16 protein-coding genes are annotated in these 14,550 nt (G+C 68.3%); 7 read left to right on the forward strand and 9 right to left on the reverse strand.

Annotation, left to right across the window (positions count from 1 at the left end; genetic code table 11):
• The first annotated feature begins 67 nt into the window (after nt 1-67).
• Nucleotides 68-826, forward strand: a complete 759-nt coding sequence (locus LIW09_RS11530) for an endonuclease/exonuclease/phosphatase family protein (protein WP_256645761.1) — start codon at nt 68-70, stop codon at nt 824-826.
• On the opposite strand, the gene LIW09_RS11535 is transcribed toward LIW09_RS11530, so the two are convergent.
• Nucleotides 827-1,630 (reverse strand): sulfite exporter TauE/SafE family protein, encoded by an 804-nt coding sequence (locus LIW09_RS11535; protein WP_256645762.1) that lies wholly within the window; start codon nt 1,628-1,630, stop codon nt 827-829.
• A gap of 50 nt (nt 1,631-1,680) precedes the next feature.
• Between LIW09_RS11535 and LIW09_RS11540 the strand changes: the two genes are divergently transcribed.
• Both LIW09_RS11540 and LIW09_RS11545 read left to right on the forward strand, forming a co-directional pair.
• Nucleotides 1,681-3,747: a lytic transglycosylase domain-containing protein gene (locus tag LIW09_RS11540; protein ID WP_256645763.1), complete on the forward strand. Its 2,067-nt coding sequence runs from the start codon at nt 1,681-1,683 to the stop codon at nt 3,745-3,747.
• A gap of 47 nt (nt 3,748-3,794) precedes the next feature.
• Nucleotides 3,795-5,009, forward strand: coding sequence for a multifunctional CCA addition/repair protein (locus LIW09_RS11545; protein ID WP_256647231.1), 1,215 nt, complete (start codon nt 3,795-3,797; stop codon nt 5,007-5,009).
• A 140-nt stretch (nt 5,010-5,149) separates the two neighbouring features.
• Here LIW09_RS11545 and LIW09_RS11550 read toward each other — a convergent pair whose 3' ends face one another.
• From LIW09_RS11550 to tsaD, 7 genes are all read right to left on the reverse strand, one after another.
• Complete coding sequence (locus tag LIW09_RS11550) at nt 5,150-6,202, reverse strand: acyltransferase family protein (RefSeq protein WP_256645764.1); 1,053 nt, start codon at nt 6,200-6,202, stop codon at nt 5,150-5,152.
• A 21-nt stretch (nt 6,203-6,223) separates the two neighbouring features.
• Complete coding sequence (locus LIW09_RS11555) at nt 6,224-6,613, reverse strand: VanZ family protein (protein WP_256645765.1); 390 nt, start codon at nt 6,611-6,613, stop codon at nt 6,224-6,226.
• Nucleotides 6,614-6,627: 14 nt separating this feature from the next.
• Complete coding sequence (locus tag LIW09_RS11560) at nt 6,628-7,812, reverse strand: class I SAM-dependent methyltransferase (RefSeq protein ID WP_425507889.1); 1,185 nt, start codon at nt 7,810-7,812, stop codon at nt 6,628-6,630.
• Nucleotides 7,809-8,303 carry a 6-pyruvoyl trahydropterin synthase family protein gene (locus LIW09_RS11565; RefSeq protein ID WP_256645766.1) on the reverse strand — a complete coding sequence of 165 codons (495 nt, stop codon included), beginning with the start codon at nt 8,301-8,303 and terminating at the stop codon, nt 7,809-7,811. Before LIW09_RS11565 ends, LIW09_RS11560 begins: the two co-directional genes overlap by 4 nt.
• Nucleotides 8,300-9,004 carry an SDR family oxidoreductase gene (locus LIW09_RS11570; protein WP_275114551.1) on the reverse strand — a complete coding sequence of 235 codons (705 nt, stop codon included), beginning with the start codon at nt 9,002-9,004 and terminating at the stop codon, nt 8,300-8,302. Before LIW09_RS11570 ends, LIW09_RS11565 begins: the two co-directional genes overlap by 4 nt.
• Nucleotides 9,001-9,363, reverse strand: coding sequence for a dihydroneopterin aldolase (gene folB / locus LIW09_RS11580; protein WP_256645767.1), 363 nt, complete (start codon nt 9,361-9,363; stop codon nt 9,001-9,003). Before folB ends, LIW09_RS11570 begins: the two co-directional genes overlap by 4 nt.
• A gap of 108 nt (nt 9,364-9,471) precedes the next feature.
• The gene (gene tsaD, locus LIW09_RS11585; protein WP_256645768.1) at nt 9,472-10,497 is read right to left on the reverse strand and encodes a tRNA (adenosine(37)-N6)-threonylcarbamoyltransferase complex transferase subunit TsaD; all 1,026 of its coding nucleotides are present in this window, start codon (nt 10,495-10,497) and stop codon (nt 9,472-9,474) included.
• Between the two features lie 89 nt (nt 10,498-10,586).
• Here tsaD and rpsU point away from each other — a divergent pair, with 89 nt between their 5' ends.
• From rpsU to dnaG, 4 genes are all read left to right on the forward strand, one after another.
• The gene (gene rpsU / locus LIW09_RS11590; RefSeq protein WP_115647413.1) at nt 10,587-10,802 is read left to right on the forward strand and encodes a 30S ribosomal protein S21; all 216 of its coding nucleotides are present in this window, start codon (nt 10,587-10,589) and stop codon (nt 10,800-10,802) included.
• Nucleotides 10,803-10,886: 84 nt separating this feature from the next.
• A complete protein-coding gene (locus LIW09_RS11595; protein ID WP_256645769.1) occupies nt 10,887-11,330 on the forward strand; it encodes a GatB/YqeY domain-containing protein in 444 nt (147 codons plus the stop codon).
• 93 nt (nt 11,331-11,423) lie between these two features.
• Complete coding sequence (locus LIW09_RS11600) at nt 11,424-11,927, forward strand: GNAT family N-acetyltransferase (protein WP_256645770.1); 504 nt, start codon at nt 11,424-11,426, stop codon at nt 11,925-11,927.
• Between the two features lie 28 nt (nt 11,928-11,955).
• Nucleotides 11,956-13,674: a DNA primase gene (gene dnaG, locus LIW09_RS11605; RefSeq protein WP_256645771.1), complete on the forward strand. Its 1,719-nt coding sequence runs from the start codon at nt 11,956-11,958 to the stop codon at nt 13,672-13,674.
• A 3-nt stretch (nt 13,675-13,677) separates the two neighbouring features.
• Here dnaG and ada read toward each other — a convergent pair whose 3' ends face one another.
• Nucleotides 13,678-14,544 carry a bifunctional DNA-binding transcriptional regulator/O6-methylguanine-DNA methyltransferase Ada gene (gene ada, locus LIW09_RS11610; RefSeq protein WP_256645772.1) on the reverse strand — a complete coding sequence of 289 codons (867 nt, stop codon included), beginning with the start codon at nt 14,542-14,544 and terminating at the stop codon, nt 13,678-13,680.
• Nucleotides 14,545-14,550: the final 6 nt, after the last annotated feature.

Below are 14,550 nucleotides of genomic sequence, written 5' to 3' on the forward strand. Positions count from 1 at the left end.
CCGCACCCGCCGCACCCGCACCCGCACCCGCACCCGCCAAGGCCTGAGCATCCCGCGAAAACCACCCATGCCTGCCCGCCGGCTGCGCCTGCTGAGTGCCAATATCCAGGCCGGCTCCAGCACGCGTGGCTACCACGACTACGTGGCGCGCAGCTGGTCGCACGTGCTGCCGGGCGGCAACAAGCGCGGCGCGCTGGACAGCATCGCCGAACTCGCCGGCCGGCACGACATCGTTGGCCTGCAGGAGGCCGACCCCGGCAGCCTGCGCTCGGGCTTCACCAACCAGACCCAATACCTGGCACAGCGCGCCGGCTTTGCCTACTGGAGCCACCAGCCCAATCGCCGCATGGGTGGCGTCGCGTCCAGTGCCAATGGGCTGCTCAGCCGGCTGGAACCACGGCTGGTCGAGGAATTCCCGCTGCCGGGCCGGGTCAAGGGCCGCGGCGTGCTCACCGCCACCTTCGGCCATGGCGAATCCGCCTTGACCATCGCCATCGCCCACTTGTCGCTGGGCAGCCAGTCGCGCGCCACGCAGCTCGGCTTCATCGCCGAACTGCTGGCGCACCGCTCGCACGCGGTGCTGATGGGCGATTTCAACTGCAATCCGGACAGCCCGGAGATGCAGGCGCTGTATCGGCATACCCAGCTGCAGCCGCCCGATCGCTGCGTGCTCACGTTTCCTTCGTGGCGACCGCAGCGCGCCATCGACCATATGCTGGTCACCCCGGCGCTGGGGATCAGCGCGATGCAGGCGCTGCCCGCCGCGCAGTCCGATCACCTGGCGCTTTCGGTGGATCTGGACGTGCCGGAAACAGCGCTGCGTTGACTAGCGCAGCGCGCTGTAGGCGAACGCGCTGCCGACCAGCAGCAGGAACCCCGCGAACACGCGCTGGAGCGCTGGCCCGCTGATCGCGTGCGCCAACCGCGCGCCGAAAGGCGCCGCCAGCATCGAGGTGATCGCCACGCCGACTGCCGCCGGCAAATACACGTAACCCACCGCGCCGGGCAGCGGCAGTGCGCCGGCAGGCGCCTGCAGCGCATAGCCCAAGGCACTGCCCAAGCCAATGAAAATCCCGCAGGCCGATGAGGTGCCCACCGCCCGCACCGGCGCAACGCCGCGCCAGACCAGCAGCGGCACGGTCAGGCTGCCGCCACCAATCCCGACGATGGCCGACACCATGCCGATGCCGGCGCCTGCCAACGTGTAGCCAGGCCCGCGCGGCACCCGCGCATCCACCCCGCCTGCCGCGGCCCTCGACAGCAGCATCTGCGCCGCGATCACGAAGCAATAGCCGGCCACACACCAGCGCAACACGCCATCCTCCAGCGCGATGGCCAAGCCGCTGCCCAACCAGCCACCCAACAGCACGCCGGGCACCATCCACGCCACCGTCGGCCACAGCACGCTGCCGCGCCGGTGATGGGCGCGCGCCGACGAGGCTGCGGTCAGCACGATGCTGGCCAGCGAGCTGGCCAGTGCCGCATGCATCGCCGCATCCGCAGGCACTCCCTGCCGGGGCAGCAGCCACGCCAGCGCAGCCACCAGGGTCAATCCGCCGCCGATGCCCAGCAGACCGGCCAACACGCCGACGCCGGCGCCAAGCAGCAGATACATCAACAGGAACGACATCGTGCATCCATCGCAAAAGACGTTCATCGATGCTCGGCTATAGTCCAGTGATGCACAAGTTCACCCACGCCTTGCTGCTTGGTTTCGCGCTTGCAGCCTGCCCCTGCGCAACGCAGGCGCAGGCAGCGGAGTCGCGCCCGTCGCCCCTGCTGCAGCGCACGCCCGTGAAGATTGCCGCGCCGGACCCCGCGCTCAAGGCCGCGCTTGATGCGGCCAGCCGCAGTGGCCTGGACGACCTCGCCCTGGCCGGCTTCCGCAATCAGCCATTGGCCGGCTGGCTGGACTACGCCGCGCTGCGTTCGCGCTTCGACACCCTGCCGCTGGCGCGCGGCGATGCCTTCCTTGCCGCCCATGCCAATGAAGCGGTCGCCGCCGCATTCCGCAGCGAATGGCTCACCGCGCTGGCCAGGCGCAACGAATGGCAGGCCTTCCTCGCCAACTGGGATGCCGGGCTCGACGACGCGGCATTGCGTTGCCTGCGCCTGCAGGCCCTGATGGCGATGAACCGCGTGGATGCGCAGTGGCGCAGCGAGGCACAGGCGCTGTGGCGCAGCAGCGGCAAGTCATTGCCATCGCAGTGCGACGCGCCGTTTGCGCTGCTCGCCGCACAAGGCGGCCTCACCGACGCGCTGCGCTGGGAGCGCTTCGACAAGGCGGCCGATGCCGCGCAATCCGGCGTGATGCGCGCCATCGCGCGCGGACTTCCCGCCGCCGACGTTGCGCAGGCGAACGCCTATGCTGCCTACCTCGATGCCCCCGATGGCTCCGCCGTGGCGTGGCCAAGGACCGCGCGCAGCCGGGCGGTAGCCGCAACGGCATTGGCGAAACTGGCCAAGGCATCGCCGGATCAGGCCGAGGCACTGTTGCCGCCGGTGGCCAGCGCACTGGACTTCAGCGAAGCCGACAGCGGACGCGTGCGGTATCAGATCGCCCTGTGGACGGCCGCATCCTACCTGCCGGATTCGGCCCGGCGACTGGCCAACGTGCCGGCATCGGCATGGGATGAAAGCCTGCACGAATGGCAGGCGCGCGAAGCCATGGCACGCAGCGACTGGGCGAGTGCACTGGCCGCGATCCGGCGCATGCCGGACGCACAGCGCAACGATTCGCGCTGGCTGTATTTCGCCGCGCGCACCAGCGAACTGGCCGGCAGCCCCGCCGATGCCCGCGCGCTGTATGCGCAGGCCGCGCGCAAGGCCGACTTCCACGGCTTCCTTGCCGCCGATCGGCTGAACCAGCCGTATGCGTTGTGCCCCTGGCAGCCCGCGATCCTGCCCGCCGCCAAGCAGGCCATCGCCCGCGACCCGGCCATCGTTCGCGCCCTGCAGCTGTTCATGCTGGATCGTCGCGGCTGGGCCGTGCGCGAATGGAACGCGGCGCTGGCGCGCTTCAACGACCAGCAGCGCCGGCTCGCGGTGGAAGTCGCGCAAGACAACGGCTGGTTCGACCGCGGCGTGTTCGGCCTGGTCAACGTGGCCGGCAAATCCCATCCGGAAGAGCAGCAGCTGTACCTGCTGCGCTTCCCGCTGCACCACGACGCCAGCATTCGCCGCGAAGCCGCGCACAACAACCTCGATCCCGCCTGGATTGCCGCCGAAATACGCGCCGAATCGGTGTTCGACAGCAACGCACGCTCGGCTGCCGATGCACGCGGATTGATGCAGGTCCTGCCTTCGACCGGCGCCGGCATCGCCGCGAAAATCGGCCTGCCATGGCAGGGCGGCGACAGCCTGTACGACGCCGACACCAACATCGCCATCGGCAGCGCCTACCTGCGCCAACTGATGGATCGATACGGCGGCAAACCCTATCAGGTGATCGCCGGCTACAACGCCGGGCCGACGCCGCTGGGACGCTGGATGGCGCAGCGCCCGGCGATGGATGCGGATTTCTGGATCGAAACGATCAGCTACAAGGAAACCCGCGACTACGTGACCCGCGTACTCAGCTTCAGCACGCTCTACGACTGGCGCCTCAATGGCAACGCCCTGCGCCTCTCGGACCGCCTGCTGGGAACCACCAACGGCGCCCGCAAGGGCTTTGCGTGCCCGGTGCAGGCGCCCGCAAAACCGGCTCCGCCAGTGGCGCCACCGCAAACGCCGGCGCGGCGCCGCTGAGGGTTGTCGTGCATCATCCCGCCATGACAGGCACGCGTCCGCACGGCATCACCCGTTACCTCGTCGGCGGCGCCGTGCGCGACGCGCTGCTGGGGCTGCCACCGGGCGATCGCGACCATGTGGTGGTGGGCGCCAGCGTGCAGCAGATGCTGGAGGCCGGCTATCGGCAAGTCGGCCGCGACTTTCCGGTGTTCCTACATCCGCAGACCCGCGAGGAACATGCGCTGGCGCGCACCGAGCGCAAATCCGGGCGCGGCTACACCGGCTTCATGGTGCACGCCGATCCATCGGTGACGCTGGAAGACGACCTGCGCCGCCGCGATTTCACCATCAACGCGATCGCCCGCGCCGAAGACGGCACGCTGGTCGATCCGTTCGGCGGCGTGCGCGACCTCGAAGCGCGCGTGCTGCGGCACGTCGGCGAGGCGTTCGTCGAGGATCCGCTGCGGGTGCTGCGCGCGGCCCGCTTCATGGCCCGCTTCGCGCCGCTGGGCTTCACCGTCGCCCCGGACACGCTGGCGCTGATGCGGCAGATGGCCGATGGCGGCGAACTGGCCACGCTGGTGCCGGAGCGCGTCTGGCAGGAACTTGCCAAGGCACTGCGCAGCGCCTCGCCGGCCGCCTTCCTGCGCACCCTGCGCGCTGCCGACGCACTGCGCGCGATCCTGCCGGAAGTCGATGCCCTGTACGGCGTGCCGCAGCGCGCCGATTACCATCCGGAAATCGACAGCGGCCTGCATTGTGAACTGGTCTGCGACATGGCCGCGCAGTTGGCGGCCGGCGACGACCTGGTCGGCTACGCCGCACTGTGCCACGACCTGGGCAAGGCGCTGACGCCAGCCGACACCCTGCCGCGTCACCTGATGCATGAGCAGCGCGGCATTGCGCCCACGCTCGCGATGAGCGAGCGCCTGAAGGTGCCGGCCGAACATCGCGAACTGGCCGTCGCCTGCTGCCGCGAGCATCTCAACGTGCATCGCATCGACGAACTGAAAGCCGCCACCGTGCACGAGCTGATCGCCCGCTGCGACGGCTTCCGCAAACCTGCCCGCATCGATCAGTTGGCCACCGTTTGCGAAGCCGATGCACGCGGCCGCGGCGGGCGCTCGCAAGCAGCCTATCCGCAGGCGGCGAAGCTGCGTCGGCTGCAGGCGGCCGCGCTGGCGATACGCGGCGATGTCATTGCCGCAACCGGCGTCACCGGCCCGGCATTCGGCGAGGCGCTGCGCAAGGCGCGCATTGCCGCGATTGCAGCTGCATAGTCATCGCCGCTGCCATACACGGCTCGTCAATCCCGCGAAGGCGGGAATCCAGCCATTGCCGTTGCTTCGCATTTCCTGGACGACAACAGCGAAAGCTGGATTCCCGCCTTCGCGGGAATGACAAACCAAATCAGATGGCATCAAATGCTGATTTTCCAGCCCTGCTTCTCCATCGCCCACATCGCCAACCACCAAAACGCGACGAACATTGCCGCCACCGCCAACGAGGCCAGCTTGCCGTCGCCGAGCAGCGCGGCGGCATGCGCGTAGGCCGCGCCGAACAGGCCCCACTTCTCCAGCACGCACGCCATCAGCCACGAGCCGGCATACGCGGTGATGGCATTGATGCCCATGCTGCGCCCGAACGGCGGCCAACCGCGCAGGTCGAACAGCGCGTGGCACAGCGCCAGCAGCAGCAGCGACCAACCGGCCGCGTAGACCGCGTAGGACGACGTCCACAGGTTCTTGTTCCACGGCATTGCCAGCGACCACAGCCAGCCCAGCGCGAGCGCACCGGCGCCCGCAAGCAGCAAGGTCCGCATGCCGCGCTCGCGCAGCCATGCCCCGGCGCGCACGCCGATCAGCGTGGTGGCGATGGCCGGCAAGGTGCTGAGCAACCCTTCCGGATCGTGACCGCGCCCGCTGGCGGCGTCGAACTGGTAGGCGTGCGCACCCAGCATCCAGGTGTCGATCCGGCTGGCGAGGTTGTCCAGCGGCGGGTAGCCGCCGCTGGCCGCCAGCAGCGCCCAATAGCCCAGCAGGATCGCGGCGATCGCGCCCCACTGCGCGCGCGGCGACAGCCGCAGCGCCAGCGTGGCGGCCACCCCGTAGCACAGGCCGATGCGCTGCAGGACGCCCCACGGGCGGAACACGTCCTTGTCGTAGCCCCACATCGCCACAAGGTAGAGCAGCATGCCCACCGCCACCAGCCGCAGCGCGCGCAGCCAGATCTTCAACGGCGGCGCCCCCGGCTTCAGCCCCAATGCGATCGACGCGCCGACCACGAACAGGAAGTTGGGGAAGATCAGGTCGGTGGGGGTGAAGCCATTCCATTCGGAATGTTCCAGCGGCGCGTACACGTGCGCCCAGCTGCCCGGATAGTTGACCAGCAGCATCAACGCCACCGCCCAGCCGCGCAGCACATCCACCGATGCAAATCGCAGCGGCCGCCGCGGCAACCCTTCATCCCGCATCGTTGTCCCCTTGAAAGCCGGTCAGAACCGGTGGTCAAACTCCAGCAAGGCATCCCGCAGCGGCGTGAACGCACTGGCCAATCCGATCAGTGCGCCGATGCCATTGGCCAGGGCATCGGCGCGATCCAGCGTGCGCCCCAATCCCATCTGCGCCTGCAAAAACTCCAGGCCGATCCCCATCAACACCAGCAGCACGCAAATGAAGCCCCACGACAGTCGCCGCGCGAACAGCTGCACCGCGCCGCCGGCCAGTACGGCATAGGCAGCGAAGTGCTCGAACTTGTCGCTGACCGGCAACGCGGGCAAATCCTTGCCCGGCAGCAGCGAGCCCGCCACCACCACCGCGATCGCCAGCATCCACAAGCCCGCCCACAACCACGGCCGGCGGAACGGCTTCAGCGAACGTCCCATGCGCCGCGCCCGGCTCACAGGCGATGGCTCAGGTCACCCAGCGCGAATGCTGGCTCAAGATCCACGCCTCGCTGGAACCCGATGGCCTGGAAGCGCTCGCCCATCTCGCTGGGCAGCGTCAGTGCCTTCGCCTGCTGGCGCAGGTTGTGCAATGCCACTTCGTCGGTGGCCTGCGCCTCCAGCCCGAGCAAATGCGTCTGCAGGCCATTGCCCAGCAGGAAACTGGCCTGCGAGCAGTACCCCGAAAACGCGAAGCCGGCGCCCACGCCGGCCTCGGCCAGCGCGGTGAAATCCACGGATGCCGTGATGTCCTGCAGCCCCGGCCACGCAAACACATCGCCGGTGACATGGTGCTGGCGGAAGGCGCGCAAGGTGCCGTCGCCACGCTCGGGCAGGTAGTACTCGCCGCGCGCGTAACCGTAGTCGATGAACACCATCGCGCCGCGCTGCATGCCGCCAGCCACGGCCTGGATCCAGTAAGGCAGCTGCGCCAACAGCTCACTGCGGTAGCCCTCCGCGAACGGCTCGGGCAACTGCTGCTCGACATGCCGCACCGCCGCGGCCAGCAGGGGATCGGCGGGCTGCTCGCGGCGCACGAAGCGGCCCTCGCCATCCAGCGCGACGAACTCTTCCATTACTTCACCCGCGCGCATCGAAAACCGTGGCACAGGCAGCGCGTCGATCACTTCATTGGCGAACAGCACGCCATTCCACGGCTCCTGGATCGGCCCATCCAGCCATTCCACCCGCGCAAGCAGCGCCGCCGGAAGTCGCTGCTGCAAACGCTGGCGCTGGCGCTGGCGCAGATCCGCACTGGGCTCCAGGATCGCGTATCGCGCCGGCAACGCGTCATCGGCCTGCAACTGCAGCAGGCACGCTTCGGCAAAGGCGCCGCTGCCGCCGCCCAGCTCGAACAACACTGCCCCGGCATCGAGCTGGCGCAGCACCGCGCCCAGCGCCGTGGCCACGCACGCGGAAAACAGCGGCGAGCGCTCGGGTGCGGTCGTGAAGTCGCCGCCAGGCCCGAACTTGTGCGCGCCGGCGCTGTAATACCCAAGCCCCGGCGCATACAGCGCCAGCTCCATGAACTTCCAGAACGGGATGCCGCCGCCGGCCGCGATGATGTGCTCCTGGATGACCTCGCGCAGATGCGCGCTGTGCGCCTGCGCTTCGGCGGCGGGCGCCGACAGGCCGCTCACGCGTCCACTCTCAGCCGCCGCCCGGCACTCTGCCCCGGACCGGAGAACACCCGCACCTCGATCTCGCCGATGCGATGCTCGCGCATCTCGTCGCGGTTGGCGGTCAGGCGGGTCAGGAAATGCGCGGCGAATTCTTCCAGGGTCGCATTGGCGATCGGCAGCAACAGCACGTCGCTGCGCAGGAACGGGATGCGCTGGCCATTGAACACCGCAATGACATGCTCGCCCAGCTCCTCGATTTGCAGGTACGGCGAGCGGGTTGGCAGGATCGTCCATTCATTGAGCTCGCGGCACAGCGCGATCACGGTGTCCTTGTAGATGCCGTAATCGAAGCACATGCCATTGCCCAGCATGCGCGCCTCGATATCGACCTCGACCCGGAAATTGTGCCCGTGCAGGCGCTCGCGCTCGGTTGCCGAGAAGATGGTGAAGTGCGCAGCGGCGAATTTCATCGCCTGCTTCGCCAGACGGATGGTGACGATGTCGTTCACTGGAAATCTGCCTCCCCGATGTCGCCCAGCTGCGGGCGCATCACGATGTCCTCGATCACGGTACGCGGCGACATCGCCCACGCGGCCCATGCCATGTCGGCCACGTCAGCCGCCGGCATCAGCCGCTCGGGCGGCAGCGGCACGCCTTCCCACGACGCGGTCAGCGTGGCCCCCGGCAGCAGCGCCACCACGCGCACGCCGTGCGGCTTCATTTGTTCGCGCAGGTTGCGGGAAAACCCGTACAGCGCGTGCTTGGCGATGCTGTAGGAGCCGCCGTCGGGATACGCCGCGATCGACGCCGTGCTGCACACGTTCAGCACCATGCCGCTGCGGCGTTCCACCATGCCCGGCAGCAGGCGTTTGGTGAGCCGATACGCGCCGAACAGGTTGGCCTGCAACATCTCCAGCAGCGCGTCGTCGGCTTCCCCGGCGATGTCGCCCGGGCGGAACGCGCCGGCATTGTTGACCAGCAGGTCCACCGCGCCGTGCCTGGCCAGCACCTCACGCGCCAGCGCATCCACCGCCGCATCGTCACGCATGTCGCAGGCCACGGCCTCGATCTGCGGCTGCGCCGCGCGCAGCTCGCCCAAGCCATCCAGCCCGCGCGCGCAGGCGATCACCGTGCACCCCTGGCGCGCGAAGCGTTCGGCAATCGCGCGCCCGATCCCGCGTGACGCGCCGGTCACCAGCACCACGCTCACGGGCCAAAACTCCCGCGCTGGATTTCCACGCCCACCGCCGACGCGTTCGCCAGCGCATCGGGCTTGCCCAGCTTCAGGCGCACGCCCTTGGCCCCGAATTCGGTCAGGATCAGGTCGGCGCAGCATTCGGCCAGGGTTTCCACCAGCATGAACTCGGTCTGCGCGATGTAGTCGGCCAGGCGCAGGCTTACCGCCTCGTAATCCAGCGCATCGGCCAGCGTATCGCTGCTGGCCGCGATGCGATTGTCGAAATGCATGCGGATGTCGAAGATCAGCGGCTGCGGGGCATGGCGCTCGCGATCATGCACGCCAATCAAGGCATCGATGCGCAAGCCTTCAATGAAAACGATGTCGGTCATGTCGGCAGGATACCTGCTGTCTGCGCGCCCGGAATCAGCATGGCGTGATCACGGCACGCTTCCGCAGCCGGGTACGCGATTGGCCGGGCGCGCAAGCGGGTCGGCGCATCACACCGCCGGCAAGGTCGCCATGTCCCAGCGCGGCGTGGCGCGGATCACCGCGTCATCGTGCTGCCCGGCAACCAGCCGCAGCGCGCCGGCAAAGGCGATCATCGCGCCGTTGTCGGTACACAGCGCGGGGCGCGGGAAACAGGCGCGGCCACCGCGCTTTTCGCACATCGCGGCCAACCGGGCGCGCAGGCGCTTGTTTGCGCCCACTCCGCCCGCCACGATCAAGGTGTCGCAGCCGGCCGCATCCAGCGCACGCCCGCACTTGATCGCCAGCGTGTCCACCACCGCGTCCTCGAACCCGCGTGCGATGTCGGCGCGGGTCGCATCGGACTGGTCGCTGCCGCGCCACGCCAGCAACACCTGTGTTTTCAGGCCGCTGAAAGAGAAATCCAGCCCCGGGCGGTCGGTCATCGGCCGCGCGAACTTGAAGCGCCCCGGTACGCCCTGCTCCGCCAACTTCGCCAACTGCGGCCCGCCCGGGTAAGGCAGGCCCATCATCTTGGCCGTCTTGTCGAATGCCTCGCCCGCGGCGTCGTCCAGGGTTTCGCCCAGCAGCCGGTAGCTGCCGATCGCATCCACCGCCACCAGCTGGGTATGTCCACCGGACACCAGCAAGGCCACGAACGGCGGCTGCGGGGCAGCGTCCTCGATCAGCGGCGCCAGCAAATGGCCTTCCATGTGATGCACGCCAATTGCCGGCACCTCCAGCGCCCATGCCAGCGAGCGCGCCACGCCAGCGCCCACCAGCAACGCACCCACCAGGCCCGGCCCCGCCGTATAGGCCACGCCGTCGATGTCGGCGACTTCAAGGCCTGCCTCGGCCAACGTCTGCCGGATCAGCGGCAGCAGCTTGCGCACATGGTCGCGGCTGGCCAGCTCCGGCACCACGCCGCCGTAGTCGGCGTGCAGCGCGATCTGGCTGTACACGGCATGCGCGCGCAGGCCGGCTGCGCCGGAGCGCGCGCTGTCATACAGCGCCACCCCGGTTTCGTCGCAGGAAGATTCGATGCCCAGAACTTTCATGCGCCTATCTTGCGCCGAAATGATCCTGCCTGCTATCATTCGCGGCTCGCCCCACTTGGTGGGCGGATTCCAAGAACCGAGATTCCCAGATGCCCAGCGTCAAAGTCCGCGAAAACGAACCATTCGAGTTTGCCCTGCGCCGCTTCAAGCGCACCTGCGAGAAAGCCGGCGTGCTGGCCGAAACCCGCAAGCGCGAGTTCTACGAGAAGCCGACCCAGGAACGCAAGCGCAAAGCCGCTGCTGCGGTCAAGCGTCAAGCGCGCCGCAGCTCGCGCGACGTCACCAAACGCCAGCGCATGTACTAAGCGTGGTGGTTGGCGACAAAGCCGGCACGCGCAAGCGTGGCCGGCTTTTTGCGTTTCTGTTTCCAGACATACCAGGAGCCACACATGAGCCTCAAGCAACAGCTCACTGACGACATGAAGACCGCGATGAAGGCCGGCGCAAAAGATCGCCTGGGCGTCATCCGCCTGATCAACGCCGCCATCAAGCAGAAGGAAGTCGATGAGCGCGTCGACATGACCGACGCCCTGGTGCTGGCGATCCTGGAAAAGATGGTCAAGCAGCGCAAGGATTCCATCACCCAGTTCGACGCCGCCAGCCGCGAGGACCTTGCCGCGCAGGAGCGCTACGAAATGGGCGTGATCGAAACCTACCTGCCGGCCAAGCTGGGTGAAGCGGAGATCCTCGCCGAAATCGACAAGGCCATGGCCGCCACCGGCGCAGCCTCCCCCGCCGATATCGGGAAGCTGATGGGCGTGCTCAAGCCGGCGCTGGCTGGCAAGGCCGACATGGGCCTGGTCTCGAAGTTCGTGAAGCAGAAGCTGGGGTAAGCGAGGCTTTCGTGCTGCGCTCACCGCGCGCGCGCGGACGCACTGCGGCCGGGGCAACGATCCGGGTGCGACACCACTCTCCTGAAGATGATCATGCAATCCACAAGTCCGCTGCTGTCCATCCGCCCGGCCACCACCGATGACGTGCCGCTGATCCTGCAGCTGATCACCGAACTGGCCGACTACGAGCAGCTGGCGCATGCGGCGGTGGCCAGCGAGGAGGCGCTGCGCGCGCAGCTGTTCGGCGCGCAGCCGGCAGCCGAGGTATTGATTGGCGAGGTGAATGGCGAGCCGGCGGGCTTTGCCCTGTTCTTCCACAACTTCAGCACCTTCCTCGGCAAGCGCGGGCTGTATCTCGAAGATCTGTTCGTGCGCTCGCAATATCGCGGCGCCGGCCTCGGCAAGCACCTGATGGCCGCGCTGGCGCGGATCGCCGTGCAGCGCGACTGCGGCCGCTTCGAATGGAACGTGCTGGACTGGAACGAACCCGCCATCGGCTTCTACCGCCGCATCGGCGCGGTGGGCATGGACGCGTGGACCGTGCAGCGGCTGGAAGGCGAGGCGCTGCACGCGCTGGCATCGCACGACGCGCTTTGATCGACCCGGCGCGTGGCAAAGTAGCCTGATGGCCCGCATCCCCGACGCCTTCATCGACGATCTCCTGGCGCGTTCCGACATCGTCGAGATCGTCGGCGCGCGCGTGCCGCTGAAGCGGCAGGGCAAGGAATACGCGGCGCGCTGCCCGTTCCACGACGAGCGCAGCGCCAGCTTCACCGTCTCGCCGACCAAGCAGTTCTACCACTGCTTCGGCTGCGGCGCGCACGGCACCGCACTCAGCTTCCTGATGCAGTACGAGCGACTGGAATTCCTCGATGCCGTGGAGGAACTGGCGCGGCGCGTGGGCATGGACATCCCGCGCGATACCCGGCAGCGCAACGCCAACCCCGAGACCCGCGACCTCTACGCGGTGATGGAGGCGGCTTCGTCGTTTTTCCGCCGGCAACTGGCAGGCAGCGACAAGGCCCGCCAGTATGTCGAGAAGCGCGGCATCGCCCGCGACATCGTCGAACGCTACGCCATCGGCTACGCGCCGGATGGGTTCTCGGCGCTGCGCGACGCGCTGGGCAACGACACGCAACACATGCAGCTGCTGGAGCGCGGCGGCCTGTTTTCGAAGAACGAGCGCGGCCACGTTTACGACAAGTTCCGCGACCGGCTGATGTTCCCGATCCATGACCGCCGCGGGCGGGTCATCGCCTTCGGTGGACGGGTGATCGACCCCGAGGACTCGCCGAAGTACCTCAACTCGCCGGAGACGCCGCTGTTCCACAAGGGCCGCGAGCTGTACGGCCTGTGGCAGGCGAAGCAATCCAACCAGAAGCTGGAGCGGCTGCTGGTGGTCGAAGGCTACATGGACGTGGTTGCGCTGGCCCAATACGGGGTGTCGCAGGCGGTGGCCACGCTGGGCACCGCGACCACCCCGGACCACGCCGAGCTGCTGTTCCGCAACGCGCCGGACGTGTACTTCTGCTTCGACGGCGACCGCGCCGGGCGCAGTGCGGCGTTGAAAGCGCTGGAGTCGGTGTTGCCGCGGATGAAGGACGGCCGCCAGGCGTTCTTCCTGTTCCTGCCCGATGGCGAGGACCCGGATTCACTGATCCGCCAGGAAGGCGTGGAAGGTTTCGATGCACGCCTGCGCGACGCCACGCCGCTGTCCGAGTTTTTCTATGCCTCGTTGGCCAGCGACGTGAATCTGTCCAACCTGGACGGCAAGGCGCGCCTGGCGGAACGCTGCAAGCCCCTGCTGGCGCAGATCCCCGACGGCGCGTTCGGCGACCTGATGCGCCAGCGCCTGACCGACCTCACCGGCGTCGGCGCGCGCGCCAGCACGCCGCCACCGCCCGCACAACGCATGACGCGCGGCTCGCCCGCGCAGAAGCCCAGCCTGATCCGCAGCGCCATCACCCACCTGTTGAATCGCCCCGGCCTCGCGCTGGACCTGCAGACGCCCTATCGCTTCGCCGCGCTTCGCCAGCCCGGCATCGAACTGCTGTCCGAGCTGGTACTGCTGGTGCGCGAGCGCCCGGACATCAGCACCGGCGCCCTGCTGGAACATTTCGAAGGCCGCGACGATCTTGCCGCATTGCAGAAGCTGGCCACGCTGGTGCTGCCGGGCGAGGAGTCGGCGCTGCGCGAAGAATTCCTCGGCGCCATCGCGCAGCTGGAAAAGCTCGTCCTGCAGCAGCGCATCGAGGAACTGCAACAGCAGCAGCGCGAAGGCGCGCTGGACGATGCCGGCAAGCAGGAAATGCGCGAGCTGCTGCAGGCACGCATGCAGCGCTGAGCCTCAGTCGCCGTCCGCTTCCCGCGCCAGCAATTCACGCTTCCTTGCAACGCCCCAACGGTAGCCTGAAACCGCGCCGTCGCTGCGCACCACGCGGTGGCAGGGGATGGCCACCGCCAGCGTGTTGGCCGCGCAGGCGGACGCCACCGCACGCGTCGCATTCGGCATGCCGATGCGTTGCGCCAGCTGCGCATAGCTCACCGTCTGGCCTGCCGGGATCTTGCGCAACGCATCCCACACGCGCTGCTGGAAGGCCGTCCCGCGTATATCCAGCGGCAGTGCGAGGCCGATGCCCGGCGCTTCGACCAGGCCGACCACCTGCGCCACCAGCTGTTCGAAGCCGGCCTCCCCGCCGACCAGCGCCGCGTTTGGAAAACGCTCCTGCAACTCGCGCAGCAGCGCCTCCGGATCGTCGCCCAGCGAAATCGCGCACAGCCCGCGTGCGCTGCGCGCGACCAGGATCGCGCCCAGCGAACACTCGCCGACTGCAAACTCGATGCGCGCATTGAGCCCGCCTTTGCTGTACTGCGATGGGGTCATGCCAAGCAATGCATCGGCCCGCTCGTAAAACCGGCTATTCGCGTTGTAACCGGCATCAAGGATGGCATCGGTCACGCGGCCTGCGCCACTGGCCAGCCGCGCACGCACCGCTCTGGCGCGGCGCGCGTCGGCGTAGGCTTTCGGGGTCAGCCCGGTGATGGCCTTGAACACGCGATGAAAGTGGTGGGGACTGAGCCCGGCTTCCCTCGCAAGTTGATCCAGAAGCGGCGGCTGCGGCGCCGCTTCGATCTGCCTGCACGCCTGCGCGACCAGTGCGGCGTGCCGCTGCGATGCATCGGCTGGATGGGCCGGTTTTGTCCTGTCGCTCATTGCGGC

The organism is Thermomonas paludicola (assembly GCF_024498955.1).
GTDB classification, from domain to species: domain Bacteria; phylum Pseudomonadota; class Gammaproteobacteria; order Xanthomonadales; family Xanthomonadaceae; genus Thermomonas; species Thermomonas paludicola.

What these genes read in the sequence shown, in the direction of transcription:
- LIW09_RS11530 (WP_256645761.1), top strand. Translation starts at nt 68, where the DNA reads ATGCCTGCCCGCCGGCTGCGCCTGCTGAGTGCCAATATCCAGGCCGGC.
- LIW09_RS11535 (WP_256645762.1), bottom strand. Translation starts at nt 1,630, where the DNA reads ATGTCGTTCCTGTTGATGTATCTGCTGCTTGGCGCCGGCGTCGGCGTG.
- LIW09_RS11540 (WP_256645763.1), top strand. Translation starts at nt 1,681, where the DNA reads ATGCACAAGTTCACCCACGCCTTGCTGCTTGGTTTCGCGCTTGCAGCC.
- LIW09_RS11550 (WP_256645764.1), bottom strand. Translation starts at nt 6,202, where the DNA reads ATGCGGGATGAAGGGTTGCCGCGGCGGCCGCTGCGATTTGCATCGGTG.
- LIW09_RS11555 (WP_256645765.1), bottom strand. Translation starts at nt 6,613, where the DNA reads ATGGGACGTTCGCTGAAGCCGTTCCGCCGGCCGTGGTTGTGGGCGGGC.
- folB (WP_256645767.1), bottom strand. Translation starts at nt 9,363, where the DNA reads ATGACCGACATCGTTTTCATTGAAGGCTTGCGCATCGATGCCTTGATT.
- tsaD (WP_256645768.1), bottom strand. Translation starts at nt 10,497, where the DNA reads ATGAAAGTTCTGGGCATCGAATCTTCCTGCGACGAAACCGGGGTGGCG.
- rpsU (WP_115647413.1), top strand. Translation starts at nt 10,587, where the DNA reads ATGCCCAGCGTCAAAGTCCGCGAAAACGAACCATTCGAGTTTGCCCTG.
- LIW09_RS11595 (WP_256645769.1), top strand. Translation starts at nt 10,887, where the DNA reads ATGAGCCTCAAGCAACAGCTCACTGACGACATGAAGACCGCGATGAAG.
- LIW09_RS11600 (WP_256645770.1), top strand. Translation starts at nt 11,424, where the DNA reads ATGCAATCCACAAGTCCGCTGCTGTCCATCCGCCCGGCCACCACCGAT.
- dnaG (WP_256645771.1), top strand. Translation starts at nt 11,956, where the DNA reads ATGGCCCGCATCCCCGACGCCTTCATCGACGATCTCCTGGCGCGTTCC.
- ada (WP_256645772.1), bottom strand. Translation starts at nt 14,544, where the DNA reads ATGAGCGACAGGACAAAACCGGCCCATCCAGCCGATGCATCGCAGCGG.